This window comes from Granulicatella seriolae (assembly GCF_024543085.1).
GTDB lineage: Bacteria > Bacillota > Bacilli > Lactobacillales > Aerococcaceae > Granulicatella > Granulicatella seriolae.
The window spans coordinates 23,295-45,278 of record NZ_JANHNZ010000012.1; the positions used below are offsets into that span (position 1 = coordinate 23,295).

Annotated in this window: 21 protein-coding genes and 1 pseudogene; 17 read left to right on the forward strand and 5 right to left on the reverse strand. The window is 41.7% G+C overall.

All coding sequences use genetic code 11. The features are described 5' to 3' along the window. The first annotated feature begins 541 nt into the window (after positions 1-541). From NPA36_RS09240 to NPA36_RS09250, 3 genes and pseudogenes are all read left to right on the forward strand, one after another. Positions 542-1,390, forward strand: a complete 849-nt coding sequence (locus NPA36_RS09240; RefSeq protein WP_256945837.1) for a helix-turn-helix domain-containing protein — start codon at positions 542-544, stop codon at positions 1,388-1,390. A 372-nt stretch (positions 1,391-1,762) separates the two neighbouring features. Next, positions 1,763-2,086, forward strand: coding sequence for an SdpI family protein (locus NPA36_RS09245; RefSeq protein ID WP_256945838.1), 324 nt, complete (start codon positions 1,763-1,765; stop codon positions 2,084-2,086). 165 nt (positions 2,087-2,251) lie between these two features. After that, positions 2,252-2,365 (forward strand): annotated as a pseudogene (locus NPA36_RS09250) (DUF896 domain-containing protein); the annotation flags it as partial. 314 nt (positions 2,366-2,679) lie between these two features. Here NPA36_RS09250 and NPA36_RS09255 read toward each other — a convergent pair. From NPA36_RS09255 to NPA36_RS09265, 3 genes are all read right to left on the reverse strand, one after another. Beyond that, a complete protein-coding gene (locus tag NPA36_RS09255; protein WP_256945839.1) occupies positions 2,680-2,970 on the reverse strand; it encodes a hypothetical protein in 291 nt (96 codons plus the stop codon). Beyond that, positions 2,936-3,520: a type IV toxin-antitoxin system AbiEi family antitoxin domain-containing protein gene (locus tag NPA36_RS09260; RefSeq protein WP_256945840.1), complete on the reverse strand. Its 585-nt coding sequence runs from the start codon at positions 3,518-3,520 to the stop codon at positions 2,936-2,938. The genes NPA36_RS09255 and NPA36_RS09260 overlap by 35 nt, the downstream gene beginning before the upstream one ends. A gap of 233 nt (positions 3,521-3,753) precedes the next feature. Continuing rightward, a complete protein-coding gene (locus NPA36_RS09265; RefSeq protein WP_256945841.1) occupies positions 3,754-4,044 on the reverse strand; it encodes a hypothetical protein in 291 nt (96 codons plus the stop codon). A gap of 288 nt (positions 4,045-4,332) precedes the next feature. On the opposite strand from NPA36_RS09265, the gene NPA36_RS09270 reads away from it, so the two are divergent. The 12 genes from NPA36_RS09270 (at position 4,333) to NPA36_RS09325 (ending at position 17,443) form a co-directional block, all read left to right on the forward strand. Continuing rightward, positions 4,333-5,253 (forward strand): peptidase U32 family protein, encoded by a 921-nt coding sequence (locus NPA36_RS09270; RefSeq protein ID WP_256945842.1) that lies wholly within the window; start codon positions 4,333-4,335, stop codon positions 5,251-5,253. Positions 5,254-5,272: 19 nt separating this feature from the next. Next, positions 5,273-6,550, forward strand: a complete 1,278-nt coding sequence (locus tag NPA36_RS09275) for a peptidase U32 family protein (RefSeq protein WP_256945843.1) — start codon at positions 5,273-5,275, stop codon at positions 6,548-6,550. An 81-nt stretch (positions 6,551-6,631) separates the two neighbouring features. Beyond that, the gene (locus NPA36_RS09280) at positions 6,632-7,384 is read left to right on the forward strand and encodes a response regulator transcription factor (RefSeq protein ID WP_256945844.1); all 753 of its coding nucleotides are present in this window, start codon (positions 6,632-6,634) and stop codon (positions 7,382-7,384) included. Then, positions 7,368-8,771: a two-component system histidine kinase PnpS gene (gene pnpS / locus NPA36_RS09285; protein ID WP_256945845.1), complete on the forward strand. Its 1,404-nt coding sequence runs from the start codon at positions 7,368-7,370 to the stop codon at positions 8,769-8,771. The genes NPA36_RS09280 and pnpS overlap by 17 nt, the downstream gene beginning before the upstream one ends. A 129-nt stretch (positions 8,772-8,900) precedes the next feature. Continuing rightward, positions 8,901-9,803 carry a substrate-binding domain-containing protein gene (locus NPA36_RS09290; protein ID WP_256945846.1) on the forward strand — a complete coding sequence of 301 codons (903 nt, stop codon included), beginning with the start codon at positions 8,901-8,903 and terminating at the stop codon, positions 9,801-9,803. A gap of 877 nt (positions 9,804-10,680) precedes the next feature. Continuing rightward, on the forward strand, positions 10,681-11,538 hold the full coding sequence (gene pstC, locus NPA36_RS09295) for a phosphate ABC transporter permease subunit PstC (protein WP_256945847.1): 858 nt from the start codon (positions 10,681-10,683) through the stop codon (positions 11,536-11,538). After that, a complete protein-coding gene (gene pstA / locus NPA36_RS09300) occupies positions 11,538-12,356 on the forward strand; it encodes a phosphate ABC transporter permease PstA (protein WP_256945848.1) in 819 nt (272 codons plus the stop codon). The genes pstC and pstA overlap by 1 nt, the downstream gene beginning before the upstream one ends. After that, positions 12,356-13,108 carry a phosphate ABC transporter ATP-binding protein PstB gene (pstB, locus tag NPA36_RS09305; protein ID WP_256945849.1) on the forward strand — a complete coding sequence of 251 codons (753 nt, stop codon included), beginning with the start codon at positions 12,356-12,358 and terminating at the stop codon, positions 13,106-13,108. The genes pstA and pstB overlap by 1 nt, the downstream gene beginning before the upstream one ends. A 26-nt stretch (positions 13,109-13,134) precedes the next feature. Continuing rightward, the gene (gene phoU / locus NPA36_RS09310; protein ID WP_256945850.1) at positions 13,135-13,788 is read left to right on the forward strand and encodes a phosphate signaling complex protein PhoU; all 654 of its coding nucleotides are present in this window, start codon (positions 13,135-13,137) and stop codon (positions 13,786-13,788) included. A gap of 1,698 nt (positions 13,789-15,486) precedes the next feature. Continuing rightward, a complete protein-coding gene (locus tag NPA36_RS09315; protein ID WP_256945851.1) occupies positions 15,487-16,290 on the forward strand; it encodes an ATP-binding cassette domain-containing protein in 804 nt (267 codons plus the stop codon). Further along, the gene (locus NPA36_RS09320) at positions 16,283-17,032 is read left to right on the forward strand and encodes an ABC transporter permease subunit (RefSeq protein WP_256945852.1); all 750 of its coding nucleotides are present in this window, start codon (positions 16,283-16,285) and stop codon (positions 17,030-17,032) included. The genes NPA36_RS09315 and NPA36_RS09320 overlap by 8 nt, the downstream gene beginning before the upstream one ends. Before the next feature lie 12 nt (positions 17,033-17,044). After that, positions 17,045-17,443: a YxeA family protein gene (locus NPA36_RS09325; protein ID WP_256945853.1), complete on the forward strand. Its 399-nt coding sequence runs from the start codon at positions 17,045-17,047 to the stop codon at positions 17,441-17,443. Positions 17,444-17,826: 383 nt separating this feature from the next. Here NPA36_RS09325 and NPA36_RS09330 read toward each other — a convergent pair whose 3' ends face one another. After that, entirely contained in the window at positions 17,827-17,994 is a 168-nt protein-coding gene (locus NPA36_RS09330) for a hypothetical protein (RefSeq protein ID WP_256945854.1), read from the reverse strand. A 749-nt stretch (positions 17,995-18,743) separates the two neighbouring features. Beyond that, entirely contained in the window at positions 18,744-19,385 is a 642-nt protein-coding gene (gene cbpA / locus NPA36_RS09335) for a cyclic di-AMP binding protein CbpA (RefSeq protein WP_256945855.1), read from the reverse strand. A gap of 268 nt (positions 19,386-19,653) precedes the next feature. On the opposite strand from cbpA, the gene NPA36_RS09340 reads away from it, so the two are divergent. Further along, positions 19,654-20,997 (forward strand): hemolysin family protein, encoded by a 1,344-nt coding sequence (locus NPA36_RS09340; protein ID WP_256945856.1) that lies wholly within the window; start codon positions 19,654-19,656, stop codon positions 20,995-20,997. Positions 20,998-21,066: 69 nt separating this feature from the next. Beyond that, the gene (locus NPA36_RS09345; protein WP_256945857.1) at positions 21,067-21,777 is read left to right on the forward strand and encodes an O-methyltransferase; all 711 of its coding nucleotides are present in this window, start codon (positions 21,067-21,069) and stop codon (positions 21,775-21,777) included. The last annotated feature ends 207 nt before the right edge of the window (positions 21,778-21,984 follow it).

Here is a 21,984-nt window from a genome sequence, read left to right on the forward strand (position 1 = left end):
GTAAAACTCATTTTAAAACTGGAATTTTTGCTTGTGATGCCCTGTTCACAGCACCCGCTTTCCCGTTTTGCTGGTTTGTGTGAAATCAAGCCAAACAGCGAATATCCACACGGAACGCTGTACTGTGTACGCTGTGCGGTGCAACGCTCGTTGGTGTGGTTAGCAATACTAAAATTGCAGTTTGTTCGCTGATTTCACATTGATTGATTTTTTGCCTGTGTTTTTAAGCGCCGTTTTTCCCGAATGCCGTTCCTGCCCGGGAATCTCACCCCGGCGTATCCCCGGCCTTGGCACGCTCGCAGCTTCGGGACAAATTGTCCCGAGGCTGGTTCTGGCGCTGCTTCGCCAACCGGCATATCCCATTCGGACGGTCATGTATTTTTCAAGCTGCAATGTCTGGTGACAAGTACATTTTAGCGAAAAAACATGGCCATTCCCGTATATCCAAAAGGATGGAAAAGGCTCTGAAAAAGCAGGTGTTTCCACGCTTATGGACAAGCTGTGTTATAATAAAAGAAATGGAGCAGCGGGGAGGCTTGGCATGAATACGACCTTAACGATTCAGGAAAAATTGAAGGATTTGCGGGTGGAACACGGACTTACCTTGGAACAGCTGGCCGACCAGACCGGGCTTTCCAAATCTGCGCTCGGCAAATACGAGAATGATGATTATAAAGACATCAGCCCTTTTGCCATCGTCACGCTGGCAAAGTTTTATCATGTGACTACGGACTATCTGTTGGGTGTGTCAGAACAAAAAAATCACTCAGACACAGAGTTGAGTGCTCTGCATCTGAGTGATGATGCGATTGATGTTCTGAAAGCCGGGAAATTCAACCCCCGGCTGCTGTCGGAAATTCTCTGTCACCATGATTTCCAGAAAATGATGCTGGATGCGGAGATTTATGTGGATCGGATCGCAGATATGCGGATTAACGATATGAACGCCGTACTGCAAGCCGTCCGCCAAATGGTACTGATGCAGCAGGGAGAAACGGAAAATGATCTGTACCTGCGGACGCTGGAACTTGCGCAAGTGCAAGAGGACGAATATTTCGGCCATGTTATTTCTGGCGATTTGAAGCTGATCCTTCGGGATATTCGGGAAGCCCATCAAGATGATGTAACTACTGCGGACAGCCATTCTCCGGCGCTGGATGTGCAGCAGAGTTTGCAGGAAGCCATGAACTACAAAGGCAGCGACGGTGAAAAACAGGCCCGCATTTTCCTCGCAACCTTTGGTATTGACTATGATGCGATCACGATGGAGCAGTTTGTCAATATCATCGAGGTCTTGAAGCTGTCCAAACACCTGAAATCCTCTTTTAACCAGCGGGGGAAAACCAACATGACCCATGGAAACGGGAAAAGGAAAAGAAAACGCAAATAGGCAAAAAAATATGCTGGACACGGTTGATTTTAACCATGTCCAGCATATTTCATTTACCCAATCCCTTCTGACAGATGCCGTAAGTGTAATTTTGAGCGAATTACTTTCTTACGAGCACCCGCCAAATGGTGGGGGCTTTTTTGTTTATTGTAGTGTGAGTCACTAGCCCAGCTCTGGAGTCGGAGACGCTATTGACTATTTGAAGGTGGTATTATTGATTAGAAAGTTTTATAACGTTCATTTTTTATTCTTGTTGGTATTTCGTTTAAATATGCTATATACTAGAGCTAAATTTGACTATTCAGCAATAATACCGATTGCAAATACGCCATATAACATGCGTTTAACTCGAAATGATAAGGAGTATGCTAAATGTTAAGAGACTATTTAAATATGAAACTTGACTTAAACGATAAGGCTACTAAAAAGTATTTTTACATAAATTTGTTAATAATAGCCATTATGTATCTAGTAGCTGTAGTTTTTCTTGGAAAACTTCCAGTTCAAATACCTATTATGCATGATGGGCCTAAGCAAATATATATCGATTCTAAACTAGGTGTCTTTTTAATCCCTACTGTAGCATTGGTTACAAATGTTTTAGCTAATGTTCAAAAAAGGTTATATTTTTATTATACTATCTTATATATTTTGGTGTTGATCGGAATGTCGTATTATTACTACACTTTAATATAGGAGCTTTTTGCCCAGCCCCATAACGACTGCCTAGAGGGATACAAAAACAAAATAATGATTCTCAAGATGAAGCTATATACAGAAGACTTACGCCCACAAGAAATCGAACTTCAAAAGAGCTAAGAGAAGAGTCATGCGCATCTTCCGTATGGCGATGAAAGGCAAATTGAAAGCATCAAAGTTATCGACCCAGAAGGTACAGACGTCACACCAGAAAAATTAAAAGACATCCAACGCGAAAAAGGCATCCATGGAAGACATCTTGAGGTTGGAGAATAGAAATGAGAAAGCTCCTGCTGTAATGGTTGGGGCTTTTTTTGTTGCAGCACTACAAGTCTATGGCTAAAATTTGAAACAAAAAAAGCGTCCCGAAACCTTGGTGTACCTAAGTTTCACGTCTTATCTGACATCAAGCTACACGCTGTTTGTATGATCAAACGCTTTGTTATTTCTTATAGTCTGACAATATCTCCAAAATAAGCGCCTAGTACTTCAGAATTTTTTACTAATGATACCATTGATACTGGTTTATCCTTTCCAAGTTTCGCAACCACATTAGTGCTAACTCAATCAGCATCTTTACTCTCTCATTATTAAATGATTTGGTCCACAACCTTCAGCACCGAATCCACAACTTCATCAAAATACAAGCCTTTAGCATAGTTGTACTCACGCTGATACTTTTCCCATAATTGTTGCTGAATTTGTGAATTCTTGATTTGCTCCATGATGGCAGAATAATTATCAAGTTGGAACTTCGACTCCCGCTTAGCCATCGTATTCTTTAAGGCAGTGGCTAGAGTCGTGAAATTAATTTCATCCCATCTTAGTTTGGAAATCGTATAAACGTCATAGTAACCCTCCGATATATTTCTGCATTTCAACCTCTAAGCCGAAATGCTGTGCATACCTAAATAACTTATTGATGTCTTTATTTTTAGACACTGCATAACGTTTAATAGCAGGTATAAACTGCTCAAAATCTGTATCGTATCTTGGCTTCAACATGTCAACCAATGTTCTCTCTACATCGTAGACCATCAGCATTGAGCCATTTTTTTCAATCTCAATCTTACCTAGTTCAAAATCAGAAGATACAATGACAGGTCTTATTTCACCTTTCATCCGAGAAGTTGATGTTCCATATCTAAACGTCATTGTCGGAATTATAGGTGCTCTATCTGAAAATCCCTGAAGATAAAGAGTTGTTTCATGTGAAAATATCCCCTTTGGAAATCTTGCTTGAAGCAAATAAAAATCATCTACATAACCTTCATCCGTCACGTAAATACCACGCTGAACAGGGAACAGAACTTCTTCATTTACCATATTAATCAATACTGCTCTAGGAATTTTTGCTTCGGTGACTTGACTTGTCAGCACCACACCATTATTCTTTTTTGCTATTTCTAAAATTTTATCCTTATTAGTCATAAACACCACCAACTTTCGTGCTAAAATGATAGATACATTTTAGCACGAAAGTTACATATATTCAAGTCGTCCTTGCAACCTCGTTTTTCAGAGAGGGTAAAATTTTCTATCACAGGGGGTGATTTTTCAAAGCTGAATTCTCTAAATTCCGAACAAGATACCCCTGAAATCAAGAAACCCTAGTTGTCGCTAGTCCCACAAACGCCTTTATATCTGTCTTTACACCCTTAATTTCATTGTATCAATTTGGTTGTACAAATATCCATTTTCTTTACTGCTTGTACTTTTTTACTGGAAGACAATAGGGTAAAAGAAACAGGCAAAAAGCTATTGCCATCACCCCATCCCAGTTGAAGAAAACGAAAGCCTTTTGATTTTTGTGCATTCGATTTTCTGGCAATAGCTGATACATTAAAGCGTTTGAAAAAATGATCGATGGATGACGAAATATCGTCCTTATTTGAATAATTTGATGGTATAATGGATATGGCATGAACAATCCTTGGTAGATGGTTTTTGAACAACTCTATTTTACCAAGCTGGAGAGGTTCATGCTATTTTTATGGCGTAAAACTTAGGTATATCAAGGGTTAGACATGCTTTTTGATGTTTCAAGTTTTAGTTATATTGAAAAATGAATTTAAACAGATTGTTTTGTAATCCTTTGCCTTAATTTGCTTAGCTTCATTCTTAATAAGGGGACTCTGTAACTAAGCCAAAATTTCCATTTCCCCACTCGATTTTTACCCAGTTTTGTGATATTCTTCTTTAGGTAGTACATGAATCAAATTCACAGTTAAGGGGGCTTTGGAATGATCGAACTGATTGCAACAGTTGAATCCATCCAACAAGCAGAAGAATTATTGAAAGTAGGGATGGACTGCCTTTACTTCGGGGAGGACCAGTTTGGGCTACGTTTGCCAACATCCTTTACTAGACAAGAACAGAAAGAACTGACTGACCTAGCACACGCCTATGGTAAGAAGGTATCGGTAGCGGTTAATGCTATCTTTCATAATGATGGCATTGATTTGGTGCCAGAATACTTGGCGTTTTTAAAAGAAATTGGTGTGGATACCATTACGGTGGGAGACCCGGGGGTGGTGCAGATTATGAAGAATCCGGCACTCTTTATTCCCTACCGCTATGATGCACAAGTCGTTGTGACTAGCAGTAAACAAATCAATTTCTGGGCTAATCGTGGGGCAGTTGCGGCGGTTGTGGCACGGGAAGTTCCGCGTCAGTCGCTGGAGATTCTGGCGGCGGAGTCTATGGTACCAGTGGAGGTCTTGGTCTATGGCGCAACCTGTATTCATCAATCCAGACGCCCTCTTTTGCAGAACTATTATAATTTTATTGAAAAAGACGACTCTGTCACTAAGGATAGGGGGCTCTTCTTGTCCGAACCCAAGAAGGACGAGACCCACTATTCTATCTATGAAGACCGTAACGGTACGCATATCTTTGCCTCCAATGACGTGCTTTTAGCGGCACACCTAGACGAGCTAGAGGGCATGAAGGTTGCTCAATGGAAGCTGGAGGGCATCTTTTCGCCCGGTCAGAACTTTGTCGACATTGCTAGCCTATTCGCCAAAGCACGAGACGCCATCCAAGCCGGCAAATGGAGCCAAGAAGATGGACTAGCCTTAGAAGAACAAGTCAGACAGTTGCATCCACCAGTTCGTGAGTTGGATACAGGGTTCTATTTGCTAGACCCAAGCATTGTCAAATAAGGGAGAGAGGAGCTTGAATATGAAAACAGAAGAACTAGAAAAACAAGTAAGTAATGAAACTGAAACCAAACGCAAAAAACCAGAAGTGCTTGCTCCTGGTGGTACTTTGGAAAAGATGAAGACCGCCATCCTTTATGGGGCAGATGCCTGTTATATTGGTGGAGAAGCGTACGGCTTGCGTAGTCGTGCGGGGAATTTTGATTACACTGAAATGCAAGAAGCGGTTGACTTTGCCCATGAACATGGAGCTAAGGTCTATGTGGCGGCTAACATGGTGACGCATGAGGGAGACGAACATGGTGCTGGAGACTTTTTCCGTTCCATTCGCGATATTGGTGTCGATGCGGTTTTAATCTCAGATGCTGCCTTGATGGATATTTGTGTGAGCCAAGCACCCGGTTTGCCAATCCATTTGTCTACTCAGGCTTCAGCAACCAACTACCAAACCTTGAATTTCTGGAAAGATGAGGGTCTGGAGCGTGTCGTCTTAGCACGTGAAGTCTCTCTGGAAGAAATTCAGGAAATGAATGAGAATGTGGACGTAGAGATTGAAGCCTTTATTCATGGGGCTATGTGTATTTCTTATTCAGGGCGCTGTGTTCTATCCAACCACATGTCTCATCGAGATGCTAACCGTGGTGGCTGTGCCCAATCTTGTCGCTGGAAGTATGGTCTCTTTGATATGCCATTTGCCGGGGAACACTCGCCTGTTGGGGCTGGTGAAGAGGGGATTGATGAACCTTTTTCTATGAGCGCGGTGGATTTGTCTATGATTCATCATATTCCAGACCTTGTGGAAGCCGGGATTGATAGCTTGAAGATTGAGGGCCGGATGAAGTCCATCCATTACGTGTCAACGGTGGCAAATGTCTACCGGGCAGCGGTGGATAGCTATTGTGAGGATCCGGAAAATTATGTATTAAAAGAGGAGTGGGTGGATGAGTTGTGGAAGGTTGCCCAACGTGAATTGGCGACTGGGTTCTACTACCACATTCCTACCGAAGAAGAGCAGCTGTTTGGGGTGAGACGTAAGATTCCACGTTATGGTTTTATCGGTCAAGTTCTAGACTATGACCCAGAAACCCAGATTGCTACTGTACAACAACGCAATAACTTCAGCAAGCACGACACTATTGAGTTCTATGGACCGGGTATGCGTCATTTTGAGCAGACCTTGGATGAGCTGTGGGATGAAGATGGTCAAGAGATTGACGTGGCACCACATGCTATGATGATTTGTAAGATGAAAGTGGATCAACCAGTCAAACCGCTGGACATGATTCGTAAACAGAAATAAGACGTAATCAGTAGTGGATTTTTTATGACTATGGTACATTATAGATGTATCATAGTCTTTTTTGTTTGAGGAGGGTTTGACGTGAAAAAAGTCTTAATTGTTGATGATGAACAGAGTATTTTAACTCTTTTGCTGTTTAACTTAGAAAAAGAAGGCTATCAAGTGGACCAAGCGCAAGACGGGCAAGCGGGTTTGGACTTGGCCTTGAACAATGCCTATGACTTTATTATTTTGGATTTGATGATGCCTAAGTTGGATGGGATTGAGGTCTGCAAACGACTGAGGCAAGAACATGTGGATACGCCGGTTTTGATTTTGACGGCTAAGGATGATGAGTTTGATAAGATTATTGGTCTGGAATTAGGGGCGGATGATTATATGATCAAGCCCTTTAGCCCAAGAGAGGTGTTGGCACGCATGAAGGCCATTCTCAGACGCTATGACAAGAGTGAAGCCAAGCAGGTAAAAGCCACAGAGGCAACGTCACCAGATGCAGACCTAGGTCAAGAGGAAGAGGTCTTACAGGCTGGCAAATTAACCATTTACCCAGAACGGTATGAGGTTTTGGTTGGACAGGACTTGATTGACCTGACGCCAAAAGAGTTTGAGCTATTGGTCTATATGGTCAAGCGCCAAGACCGTACACTGAGCCGAGAACGTCTCTTGGATGCGGTTTGGAATTTTGATTATAGTGGCGAGACTAGGATTGTGGATGTGCATATTGGTCATTTACGTGAAAAAATTGAAGTCAATACTAAGAAACCGGACTATATCAAGACGGTAAGAGGGTTTGGTTACAAATTCGAGGTGCCTCAAGATGAGATTAATTCCTAGAAGGATTATTGCGGTAGCAACGGCTGTTGTTGTGGGCTTGATGCTGGCTATTATCTTCTTGCAGTTTGTTCCGGTTACTATTGAGGAGATTTCTCTCAGAGAGCTCTTGATTATTCTTTTGACCATCCTCATGGTGGTTTTTGGGGTGGCTTATTACCTGATTGAGTCGGGCAACCAACCCGTTTCCGAGATTCTTAAGGTGATTGATGATTTGGCTAATAGTCGCTATAGTGCCAGGTATTATGGTGCCAAGTACGCCAAAGAGGATGAATTGGGCGGCAAGATAAATTCGCTAGCCACAAAACTGCAACGCAAAACCCAACAGCTGCACATGGATGAAGAAAAGCTGGCGGCACTGGTGGATCACTTGATTATTGGGGTGTTCCTCTTGGACAAAAAGGGGGTCATTACCTTGACCAATCCAGCTTCACAAAGTTTTTTTGCCGATATGGATGGTCTAGAGGGCAGACGCTATATTGATCTGTCTAGAAGTTATGGCTTACTGCAACTGATTGACCTAGCTTACGACAGTTTGCAGATGCAACATTCAGAAATCTATATGTATTACCCCCAAGAGAAAATCATTGATGTCAATGTGATTCCTGTCATTAACGAAGAAGGACAACTAGACCAAGTCATTGTCTTGCTCTATGATATTTCGGAAATCCGGCGACTAGAAAAAGTGCGTTCCGAATTTGTAGCTAATGCGTCGCATGAATTGCGGACTCCAGTGACGGCGCTACAAGGCTTTTCGGAGACTTTGTTGGATGGCGCTATGGATGATCCAGAGTTGCTGAGGAAGTTCTTGGGCATTATCCACAAGGAAAGCGTGCGCTTAGACCGATTGATTAACGATATCTTGCAATTGTCTAAGCTAGAACAAAAAGCAGCGCCGCTTAAATCAGAAGTCTTTGATGTACGGGAGTTGATTCAAGAACACTCGGACTTGGTTATTAGCCGGGCTAGAGACAAAAAGCTGCGTTGGGTTATTGATGGGGCGCAGAGCCAGTCTTATAAAGGGGATAAGCAACGTTTGGGGCAGATTATTTCTAACCTCATGACCAATGCCATCAACTACACCGATGAGGGTGGCACGGTGACAACCAGCTTGAGCCAAGACGCAGAGGGTATCCATATTGCCATTAAGGACACAGGGATTGGCATTCCCGAAAAAGATTTAGAGAGGATATTCGAGCGCTTTTACCGAGTGGACAAGGCCCGAAGCAGCAATACTGGTGGGACAGGCTTAGGGCTATCTATTGTGAAAAACCTGGCCCACTCCATGGGAGCTAGCATTAGTGTTGACAGCCATTTAGGCAAAGGATCAACCTTTACTATCCACCTACCCATACGAAATGAAACGAATGCAAACGATCAGGAACTTTGAAAATTTTCAGAGTTTCTGGTCGTCTTTACATAATCTTTACAATAACCTGTATTTGAAATTTACAAAGGCTTGTTAAGATGAAGATGTAAGAAAACATTAAATCTTCCAAAAAGGGTGGTATAAAACATTATGAAATTTTCGAAGTTGCCTAAAGTACTTTTCTCGGTCGTAGCAGGCTTGACCTTAGTCGCATGTGGAAACAATGCAGGAGAATCATCATCAACATCATCAACAGCAACAACTCCAACAAGTCTAACAGGAGATATTGGCGTTGTTTCTCGTGAAGATGGCTCAGGAACACGTGGAGCATTTGTAGAAATTACTGGTGTTTTAACCAAAGAAGGCGACAAAGAAACTGACAAAACAACTAAAACAGCTGTTATCCAAAACGGAACAGAAGGCGTCTTGTCAACCGTAGCCGGAGATAAATTCGCTATCGGCTACATTTCCCTAGGTTCATTGAATGATACGGTTAGAGCAGTCCCAATCGAAGGTGTTGAACCGACTTCAGCCACTGTATTAGACAAAACCTACAAATTACAACGTCCATTTAACATCGCTTGGAAAGGTGAATTGAAGGAAGTTGCTAAAGACTTTGTGGACTTTATCCACTCAAAACAAGGGCAAGAAATCGCTGTTGCCAACAAATATGTTGAAGCCAAAGTAGATGGCGCAGAATACACCGCATCAGGTAAAAGCGGAAAAATCTCTGTCGTAGGGTCAACCTCTGTTTCCCCACTAATGGAAAAATTCGCAGAAGCTTACCGTAAATTGAACCCAGACGTGACTATTGACATCACATCTAATGGATCATCAGCAGGCATGACCGCAGCTATGGAAGGCACAGCTGACATCGGAATGGCATCAAGAGAATTAAAAGACTCAGAAAAAGCAGCCCTAAACTCAGACGCCATCGCCCTAGACGGAATCGCCCTAGTCGTAAACAAAGCAAACGGCATAGAAAGCCTAACCCTAGAACAAGTAAAAGAAATCTACACAGGAGAAATCACAAGCTGGGAAGAAATCAAATAGAGCGTGAGGGCGACTGCCCAGCTATGACAGGATTTTAGGAAATTTTTACGGAAGTGTCAAAGACACTGGAGAAAAATTTATCTAAATCCCGAATAGCTAGGAGCCCGAACGCGTTTAAGACAGAGCGAGAGGGGTAGCGATTAGGGCTGTAGAAATTTAGGGGATTTTACGGAAGCCTTGCAAAGGCTGTAGAAAATCCATCTAATTTCATAAGCCCTGCTACACCGAACGCGTTTAAAATCAGAGCGAGAGCTTGGGCGTTTATACCCGACAGGATTTTAGGAAATTCCACGGAAGCCTTGCAAAGGCTGTAGGGAATTTATCTAAATCCCAAGGGTATGCCGAAGCGAACGCGTTTAAGACAGAGCGAGAGGGGTAGCGATTAGGGCTGTAGAAATTTAGGGGATTTTACGAAAGCCTTGCAAAGGCTGTAGAAAAACCATCTAATTTCATAAGCCCTGCTACACCGAACGCGTTTACGGAGCCTCACCACTAAGAAAAAATCCCAGCACCATATCCGTCCCCACAAGCCCAAAAAGAGTCTCTAGCTCCTGAGTCGGAAATAACGGTGAAGGAGCATAGCTGACGCACAGTGGCTGTTTCGGCTTCAGCCGATCTACAGCCACGTAGACAGCTAAGCCGGAAGACCAAGGCTTACGGCGGTGCCACCGTTCTCATTTCCGACTCAGGAGCTAGAGACTCGAGTATAACATCCAACCTAAAAGGCTGGCCTAGTTGTCAGCTTTTTTATGCGTATTAGAACTACCAACTAGCTCGCCACCACCTATACGACCACAAACCACTTATTCTTAAAGGTTGGCGAGCATTACATAAACCCAGCCGCACCGGTCAAAAGTTTATCAAAGGAGCAAAACGTATGAACAAACAAAAAGTCCTTGAAAAATCGATGGAAGGCGTCTTTCTCATCAGCGCTCTCATGTCGGTTATTGCCATTATCGTCATCTGTATCTTTATGTTTATCAATGGTGTCCCGTTTATCTTCAAATACGGCATCAGTAATTTTTTACTAGGCACAGACTGGTCGCCATCCAACGTACCAGCCAGCTATGGCATCCTGCCAATGATATTAGGCTCATTTGCCATCACCTTGGGCGCCATCATCGTAGGTGTTCCAACTGGTATTTTCACAGCTGTTTTCCTAACACATTTCTGCCCGGACTGGCTCTACCGTTTCTTGAAACCGGCCGTTAGCCTGATGGCAGCTATCCCGTCCATCGTCTACGGATTTTTTGGCTTGCAACTCCTAGTACCCGCCATGCGTATCTTCGGTGGAAATGGGATGAGCATCCTAACCGCTTCTATCCTACTAGGAATTATGATTCTGCCGACCGTTATTACCTTGTCTGAGTCATCCATTAGAGCGGTGCCCAGCGTATACTATAACGGGAGTGTTGCTCTAGGCGCCACTCACGAGCGTACCGTTATGAGAGTTGTCCTGCCAGCTGCCAAATCAGGTGTCATTTCTTCTATTATATTGGGAATCGGTCGAGCAATCGGTGAAACCATGGCCGTCATCCTTGTTGCCGGTAACCAACCATTAATCCCACGTGGCTTGACCAAAGGGGTTCGGACCATGACCACCAATATCGTTTTGGAAATGGCCTATGCTGCTGGTGAACATAGAGACGCCTTAATTGCGACAGCAGTTGTGCTCTTTATATTCATCCTAATCATCAATGGTATCTTTGCCTACATCAAACGGAGGGACAGATAATGAGTAAATACATTACACGATTTTTCATCTATACTTTTTCAGCCTTAGCATTTGGCTCCTTGCTCTTTATCATTGGTTTTATCCTTTGGAATGGTGTGCCGAGCCTGACCCCATCCTTGTTTGAGTGGGAATACAATAGTACCAACGTTTCCTTAATGCCAGCTATCGTCACCACCTTAATTTTAGTCGGTGTTTCCCTTTTGATTGCAACGCCGATCGGTATTTTCACTGGTTTCTACCTAGTGGAATATGCTAAACGTGGCTCCAAAACCGTCGAAATCATTCGGATTGCCGCTGATACTTTGGCAGGGATTCCTTCTATTGTCTTTGGTTTATTTGGGATGCTATTCTTTGTTATTTTCCTTGGCTTCCAGTATTCTTTATTAGCAGGGATTTTTACTTCCGTTATCATGGTCTTGCCAGTCATCATTCGTGCCACAGAAGAGGGACTGATTTCTGTCAACGACTCTCTTCGCCAAGCTAGCTTTGGTCTTGGTGCAGGCAAGTTACGAACCATTTTTAGAATTGTTTTGCCGGTAGCTATGCCGGGAATCTTATCCGGCGTCATTTTGGCGATTGGTCGTATTGTTGGTGAAACAGCAGCTTTGATGTACACTTTAGGAACTTCGACCAACATGCCGACCAGTTTGATGTCATCCGGACGCTCGCTAGCTTTGCACATGTACGTCCTATCCAGTGAAGGGATGCACGTCAAAGAATCTTATGCGACAGGGGTTATCTTGATTATTATCGTCTTAATCATCAACTTTACCTCCACCTTCCTGTCCAACAAACTTACAAAAGGAGCCAACAAATAATGAGTAAAATGAGCATCCAAAACATGAACCTCTTTTACGGAGACTTTCAAGCCCTAAAAAACGTCAACATGGAAATTCAAGAAAAGGAGATTACCGCCTTTATCGGACCTTCCGGCTGCGGCAAATCAACCCTACTCAAATCCCTAAACCGCATGAATGACCTCGTGCCAAACTGTCGTATCGAAGGAACACTTCTCTTAGATGGGCAAAATTTCTACGACAAAAATTATGACGTTAACCTACTAAGAAAACGTGTGGGAATGGTCTTCCAACAACCAAACCCATTTCCAATGTCTATCTACGACAATATTGCTTATGGACCAAGAACCCATGGTATCAAGGATAAGGCTACTTTGGACGAGATTGTGGAGAAAAGCCTACGTGGCGCGGCCATCTGGGACGAAGTAAAGGATAGCTTGAAAAAGAATGCCTTACAAGTTTCCGGTGGCCAGCAACAACGTCTATGTATTGCTCGTGCCTTGGCGGTGGAACCAGAAGTCCTCTTAATGGACGAGCCAACATCAGCTCTTGACCCCATTTCCACGTCTAAAATTGAAGAACTTGCACAAACCTTGAAGGACCGGTACACTATTGTTATGGTAACCCACAATATGCAGCAGGCCGCTCGTGTATCTGACAAGACAGCCTTTTTCCTAGTTGGGGAAGTCTGCGAATTTGGCAATACCGACCAAATATTTACCAATCCACAAGACAAACGCACAGAAGACTATATTTCTGGTCGTTTTGGCTAGACCACACAGACGAAAGGAAGAAGACCATGAGAAAACAGTTTGACGAAGAATTGCAAGAATTACATGCTCATTTCACACGGATGGGCGTTCTGGTTACCGAAGCCTTGATCAAAGCCGTTAAATCCTTCGTAGACCACGACGTAGAAGCCGCTGAAATCGTTATTGCCGAAGATGAACAGATCAATAAAAAAGAGATCGAGCTGGAAAGTGAATGTGCCCGACTTATCGCCCTGCAACAACCAGTCGTGACCGACCTACGAATGATTGTATCCGTGATGAAGGCTTGCTCAGACTTGGAACGAATGGGTGACCACGCACGCTCCATCGCCCGCACCACTATCCGTGTCAAAGGCAACAAACGCATCCCAGAAGTAGAAATCCAAATCTCCGACATGTCCAAAATTGTCGTGGAAATGGCTAGTCGAGTACTAACCGCCTACGTAAATGGCGACGTCCAAGAAGCAAAAGCCATCGCTAAACTGGACTCACGAGTAGACGACTACATGTTAGAAATCACCCAATTCTCTATCGCCGAAATGAAAGCTGACCCTAAAGTAGTCTACAACGGTTCAGGCTATATCTCAGCAGCCTCCAACCTAGAACGGATTGGCGACTACATCACCAATATCTGCGAACGAATTGTCTATACTAAGACCGGGGAACTGGTGGAGTTGAATTAATAGTAAAAGCGATTGGGCAAAATGTCTACCATAAAATAAAAACCATTCTAAATCATAAAAGAGTTCCCCAGAAATCTATCAGAAATGGGAACGGTGGCACTGCCGTGAGCCTTGGTCTCACGGCTTAGCTGTCTACGTGGTTGTAATCGGCTGAAGCCGAAACACCCACTGTGCGTCAGCTGTGTTTTGCACCGTTCTATAAGGATAGATTTCTGGGGAACTCTTTTATTTGGTTATCATTTGGACGTTTTGCCCATTCCTATATGCGTCACTTATGTATATGAACTGTTATTATTTCTAACCGGTTTATCTGGAGACTAATTTTTGTTTGCTGCTAAAGGGAATTGTTAGAGAGAATTTTCTAATTCAACTGATTTGGAGTTAAAAAGATCAAAAAGAGCTTATACAATGAGGAATTATGAGAAAAGACTACTAAAACAGGTATCTAACGAGGAATAAAAGAGGTTTATTCCTCGTTAACAGGCTAGATGAAGTGTATTTTCTCATAATTCAACTGAATTTGGAGTAAAAAGAGTTAAAACGAGCCTATAGAATGAAGAATTATGAGAAATGAGCACTAAAACAGGTGTTTAACGAGGAATAAAAGAGGTTTATTCCTCGTTAACAGGCTAGATGAAGTGTATTTTCTCATAATTCAACTGAATTTGGAGTAAAAAGAGTTAAAAAGAGCCTATGGAATGAAGAATTATGAGAAAAGAGCACTAAAACAGGTATCTAACGAGGAATAAAAGAGGTTTATTCCTCGTTAACAGTCTAGATGAGGTGTGTTTTCTCATAATTCAACTAAATTTGGAGTGAAAAGAGTTAAAAAGAGCCTATATAATGAGGAATTATGAGAAAAGAGCACTAAAACAGGTGTTTAACGAGGAATAAAAGAGGTTTATTCCTCGTTAACAGTCTAGATGAGGTGTGTTTTCTCATAATTCAACTGAATTTGGAGTAAAAAGAGTTAAAACTAGCCTATAGAATGAAGAATTATGAGAAAAGAGCACTAAAACAGGTATCTAACGAGGAATAAAAGAGGTTTATTCCTCGTTAACAGTCTAGATGAGGTGTGTTTTCTCATAATTCAACTGAATTTGGAGTAAAAAGAGTTAAAACTAGCCTATATAATGAAGAATTATGAGAAAAGAGCACTAAAACAGGTATCTAACGAGGAATAAAAGAGGTTTATTCCTCGTTAACAGTCTAGATGAGGTGTGTTTTCTCATAATTCAACAGATTTGGAATGAAAAAAGTCAAAAAGAGCCTATATAATGAAGAATTATGAGAAGAGAGCACTAAAACAGGTATCTAACGAGGAATAAAAGAGTTTTATTCCTCGTTAACAGTCTAGATGAGGTGTATTTTCTCATAATTCAACTAGATTTGGAATGAAAAGAGTCAAAAGAGCCTATATATAGTAGATTATGAGAAAAACAGTCAAATCTAGATAGTTTCTGGGGATAAGACACCTTCTTATCCCCGGAAAACCATATAAATAAGCTCCATTTCTTAGGAAACTATTGCAAAAAGGTAAACATTTTCCTAAGTTGCTGAAAACTTATAGATTCCGCCAGTTCAAAAGAGTAATATACACAATCGAGATGCAAATTATTTGGACCAGTAAGTGCCAAAATAAAAGGATTATTATTGAAAGAAACCCACTATTATGGGGCTTCAAGGAAGGGGAAAGACATGATTACCTTATCGCATATCGATAAAAACTATGGCAAAGTCCAAGTTCTAAAAGACGTCAATCTGCACGTCAACAAAGGAGAAATCTACGGCTTAGTTGGTAAAAATGGTGCCGGGAAAACGACTATCTTTAAAATTATTCTAGGATTAACCATCTTTGAAAAGGGAGAGCTAGCCATAGATGCCAGCAAATCAATAAAGGAGCTGCAAGAAAACCGCAAAAAAATAGGCTTCTTTATCGGCAAGACCTTTTTTGACTACCTAAGCGCTCAGGAAAACCTAGATTATTACCGCCAGTTAAAAGGCATCAAGGACAAAAACGAAGTGGAGCGGGTCCTCAAGCTAGTTGACTTGCACAAGGTCAAAGCAAAATACGGATCATTTTCCATGGGGATGAAGCAACGCTTGGGAATTGCCAACGCTCTGTTAGGTAATCCGGAAATATTGATTCTAGACGAACCGGTAAATGGCTTGGACCCACAAGGAATTGCGGATATCCGTAACCTGATTGTCCGCCTTAACAAGGAAGAAGGCATGACCATTATCGTGTCTTCACATATTCTGAGTGAGCTGGAACATACAGCGACCAAGTTTGGTATCGTTGACCAAGGCCGCGTGCTCAAGGAGATTGACCACGAAGACCTAAAAGTTAAAAAATCTACGGTTGAAATCTATGTAGAGGACCTAGAAAAAGCTCGCACCGCCTTGGAGCAAAAGGGCATTCAGATTTTGCAGGAAGCCTCTGCTTACAAATCACTAGAAGATTACTATTTCGAATTGGTAGGAGGTGCCAAAAATGACTAATTATATTTTGGCAGACATCAAACGCATTTGTCGAAAACGTTCATTTTTTATCACGCTAGGTATCTATGTTGGCTTGTTCTTACTAATGATTTTTATTTTAAGCAGCCCTTCCTTTACGGTGGGAGAGTATGTAGAGAGCACAGAAACCTATCTCAGCTTTTACCCATTAGTTGTGGGGCTTAGCGTTTTTCTATCGGTTTACTCTGACGATTTCAAAAGCAAGTCCATGCAGGTAGCCATTGGATTCGGCATTCCACGCCATAAGGTTGTCCTCTCAAAACTAATCGAGAGCATTGTTCTTCTAGTGATGACCATTCTGGGCATTGGCGTCATTTTCTTGATTGTTCCCATTCCACTCGGTCTGAGCTTAAAGCAAGAACAAGTAACCTCGCTGGTAACCATACTACTAGTCGAACTTTTTAGAACCATCACCTATATCGCACTAGCCAGCATTCTCGTCTTTTACACCCAAAACGCCATCAGTGGCATCATAGCCTACGTCCTACTGTCGTCAAAAACCATCATGATTCTCCTCAGCATCATTTTGAGCCAGAGCTTTTTCGTCAACACCTTTGGCAACCTGACCCAGTACTTCAGCTCAACACTCCTGTACCAGGCCCGAACCATATTTTTAGAGTCCGGGAAATGGTCAAGCGGACTGATGTTAGTGCTGATAGCCTATATCATTGTGCCGATAGGATTATCTATTTTTAGCTTCAACAAAAAGGAATTAGAATTTTAGGAGGAACCATTTATGAAAAAAATAGTTGGAATTGTCTTGGCTGCTGCCATCTTAATCTATGGGGCTTTTCTAGCCAAAGGATACTATAACGACCGCTATGTGGTGGCGGATAGTTTTTATACGCAAGTGCCGGTGGACGAGGTCAACGAGGAGTCTTGGTTAGTCGATGATAAAGGTGTCAAGCAAGACAAGGGCAAGGCGTATAAGCTCATTGGCTACAACCAAGAAGGAGCGGCAAGAGAGTTAAGTTTTATCGTTCAAGGAGAGGTCGAAGACTATTATGCACCCGGCACCTACCTGAAAGTCAACGCCAGCAAGACCATCGTCTTAGGACAAGAAGTTGTTAAGGAATCTGAGGTACCAAAAGTTGCCTTAGAAAAAATGGAAGATGAGGGAACGAGACCTAAATAAAAGAGGTTGAGTGAAATCTTCATCATGAATAATGTTTATTTCTAAAACACAAAAGAGACTTCAGCTTTTTGTCAGAAATAATAACGGTGGCACCGCCGTGAGCCAAGGTCTCACGACTTTGCTGTCTACGTGGCTGTAATTCGGCTGAAGCCGAAACATCCACTGTGCGTCAGCAATGCTGATACACCGTTAATTCTGACAAAAAGCTGAAGTCTCTTTTGTTAGGTTGGCAAATTGGACTTATTATTTAGCCGATTCTTTTAGGGACTAGCAAGAGAAAAAGCTTTGTGCTACAAAAGGAGTGGTCCCAACTAATTGGGTTTAGTAAATTTAGAGCTATTGTGTAGTTCCAAAACTGTAGAAAAAATTACAAAATAGACTCCTTAGTCTGTATTCTTTCGATGAATCTTCTTCGCCAAATAACGACTAAGAGGGTAGCAAAATATAGCTAGAGCAAGTCCAATGGCAATCTCATCAAACATAATAGTTGCTAAAAGTATAATTAAACTAGAAATGGATAGACTAGTAACGTAAATCTTATCTTCTATCATAGGTATCTCCTTTAACTATGTACATATTGGCTTCTTTACTACTAGGTTAAGGTATTATCAAGGTAAAAGCTAGAGAAATATAGGCATTTATTACTAGTCAGAAAATTAACTTTAGAGTTGAATCTGCCGATAATAGTTAACAAGAATATTCCCATAGCCAAGCTCTTTTAACAAAAAAGGAAGATACTGAGAAAAGCACATAACTAACAAAACAAAAAGTTTCCGAGAAATGAATTAGAAATAACGGTGTATCAGCATAGCTGACGCACAGTGGATGTTCGGCTTTAGCCGATTACAGCCACGTAGGCAGCTAAGTTGTGAGACCTTGGCTCACGGCGGTGCCACCGTTATTATTTCTAATTCATTTCTCGGAAACTCTTTTGTGATTTAGTAGCTGGTGATTTTTTTAAACTCAAGGATCAGAGTGAGAAAACATGAGCTACTATATTAACTACTTCGATAAAACCTTTTAGCTAAATTACGACTGGCTGGGAAAAAAACTACGGCAAAGGCAATTCCGATAGCAAGATTGTCAAAAATTAGTGTCGATAAAAGAAAAATTATGCCAGAAATGAGGCAACTTGTAATAAAAATCTTATCCTTGAACATACGGCATCTCCTTCCTACTATGACAAGGGGAACTATACATGGGGACAAAGTTTCGATTTCGGAAATATATCTCAAAGACTTTTTTATTCAGAGATAGTTGTTATTGATACAGACCTCTTATCCAAGCCAAGTGTCATGACCTAATTCAATTTTTTCAAGTCCTCAATACCAACGACAGAAAAGTCCTTCTTATTGAGCGCCACTACGATTTGCTCCATGAGGTCACGGGTCACGTTGGCCGGTAGAGTAACCAAAATCCGTTTCACACTCTCCTCGTCACGAACGTCCAGCGTCATCAAGCTAGCAATCGGGGAGAATTTGCTGATAATCTTGGTCAAGTTAACCAGAGAACCCTTTTCACCACCGCTTAAAACCGTCAAGACATAAGCGCCAGTGTCAACACTCCAAGACTGCTCCAACATATTGAGCAAGCTAGAGTGGGTCAAAATCCCATAAAACTTTTCTTGCTTATCCAAAACCGCAATATAAGGCAGCTCTTTAATTGTAAAGAAAACATTGAAAAATGAACTATCAATACTAATAAACTTAGTAGAATTTTTTATCAAATGGGTTACCGGTAACGACATATCGCCACCGTTAGCCTTATGACGGTAGATGTGCATCTTATAAATATTGCCCCTGAAGATGGTTTCTGTTTCGTCTAAAACAGGGACACAGCGAAAACCAGACGTTTCCAGAATCTCAATCGCCTCTTGCAAGGTAGATGATTCTTTGACGATGGTTAAACTCTTTTTGGGAATCACTAAAGATTTTAATAACATAAAGTAGAAAACCTCCTGTTGAATATAGTATTATGCCTAGTCCCATCATACCATGTTTTCCAGTAAAAGTATTGCAAAAGCGAGCGCCAAACTCATTGATTTTTCATCTAATGATAAGAAATTTGTTAGAGTAACCGGTTACTTACTCTTTCAAGAGCTCTAGCTATTGCATTTTCATTCAAAAATTATTATCATAATACTGTACATCCATTTGACAGAATGACCTTGTACCATAAAATTAAGCAGAAATTTAAAGGAGATTAACATTATGACAGCCGATCCCGATAGTGGAAGCCTGGGAGCCCAGATTCTTATCATTGTATTATTAACAGCACTGAACGCATTTTTTGCAGCCGCAGAAATTGCCTTCGTATCCATCAACCAAGGAAAAATGAGCCAAAAAGCCAAAGAAGGAGATAAGAAAGCAAAACGAGTGATGAAATTGTTATCCAACTCAGATGACTTTCTGGCAACCATCCAAGTAGCCATTACCCTAGCCGGCTTCTTCTCAAGTGCGTCAGCCGCAACTAGCTTTGCGTCACGTATTGAGCCTTTGCTCCAGAATTTTCCCGGTGCGACCACACTTGCCGTTGTTATTGTTACAATGATTCTATCTTACGTTACTTTAGTCTTTGGTGAACTATATCCAAAACAAGTAGCCCTACAAGTCGCTGAACCTATTGCCCTTAACACAGCCGGTATCATACTAGTTATCCAAAAAATATTTAAACCATTTATCTGGATTCTTACTTTCTCAACGGGTATCTTGAAGAAGATTACGCCGATTGAATTTACCAAGCAAGAAGAAAAACTAACTCGTAGTGAGATGAAAGCTTTATTAGCAAGTAGCCGCAATGATGGCGCTATTGATATTGAAGAATTCACCATGATGCAAGGGATTCTATCCCTAGATTCCAAACTGGCACGTGAAGTAATGGTGCCAAGAACCGATACCCTCATGCTTGATATTGAAGACGATTTGCAAGAAAACATCGAGATTATTTTAGGAAGTACATTTTCGCGACTACCTATTTATGAAGAAGACAAGGATAACGTCATCGGTGTAGTGCATTCAAAAGACATTCTAAAAGCCGCTAGACAAGTTGGGTTCGAGAACCTAAACCTATTTGATTTGGCCCACTCGCCGCTCTTTGTTCCATCAACCATTTTCGTGGACGACCTCTTGATTGAGTTCAGAAAAACCCGTCAACACATGGCCATCCTAAAAGACGAATATGGTGGAGTCGAAGGAATCGTTACCTTAGAGGATTTAATAGAAGAAATCGTCGGTGAGATTGAAGATGAATACGACATAGAAGAATTGAGTTACCGCGAGATTGATCCACGAAACTTCATTATTGATGCAGGTATGACGTTAGAAAAGTTCAATACCATTTTTAAAACCACTATTTCCTCTGAAGAAGTCGATACTATGGCGGGCGTTATTTTGGAAGAGCTAGGCTATTTCCCTGATGACGACGAAAAAGTTGAAGTCCGACTAGACGGGTACGTCCTAAGCCCATCCCTAATGGAAAATGGCCGTATCAGACGAATCCATGTCCGCAAACTAAAACCAGAAGAGATTGCTCAAGAAACACCTACAGAAGAATAAAACAATTTCCCCTACCGATATACTTTCCTTGGTAGGGGCTTCATTTGCCCTAAAGTATAGGAGGAAGCCATGTTAAACGAAATGATGCACCGACCAGTTGTGAAACCAGAGCTGGTTGACTACATGCGACAAGCCCAAAAACCCTTCCCAGGTGGTTTGGGACAACTAGAAAAAGAAGCCAACCAATTAGGTATCCCCATCATCCCTCACGAAACAGCTGTTTTTATCGATTTTATTCTAGGACCCTACCAACCCAAAGACATCTTAGAAATTGGCACAGCTATTGGATTTTCTGCCAGTTTAATGGCACAGCACCTACCAAAGGGCGGTAGCCTAACAACCATCGACCGTTACGAACTCATGTATACTCGTGCCAAAGCCAATTTTGAAAAGCTAGGACTCTCGGACGTCATTACCCAGCTAGAAGGTGACGCTGCAGATATTCTGCCTCAATTAGACCGCCAATACGATTTCATTTTTATGGACAGTGCCAAAGCCAAGTATTACGAGTTCTTTCCATACTGTATGAAAGTTTTAAAAACAGGTGGCATCCTATTAGTGGATGACATTTTTCAAGGTGGCACCATTTTAGATGACATTTCAACCATTCCAAGAAGAAACCGTAAAATTCATCGACGCTTGAACCTATTTTTAGATACTGTTCAAGCACACCCAGCCTTAAAAACAAGCTTAATCCCATTAGGAGACGGCCTAATTATGATTCAAAAGCTAGAAGAACATGATTTTATGCCCCTGCTAGATCACATAAACCACGATTAAATCAAGGTTTCTAGTGCTTACAGAAAAAAGATGAAAGTTTTTTAAAAAAACTTTCATCTTTTTGTTGACATGAAGTGTAGACGATGATAATATATAGAAGTTGTCAAAACGACAACGAAAGACATTGACCTTTGAAAACTGAACAAAGAAGACAAACCAAATGTGTAGGGAACTTCATCAAAGAGATGAAGAAAACTAAACAATTTC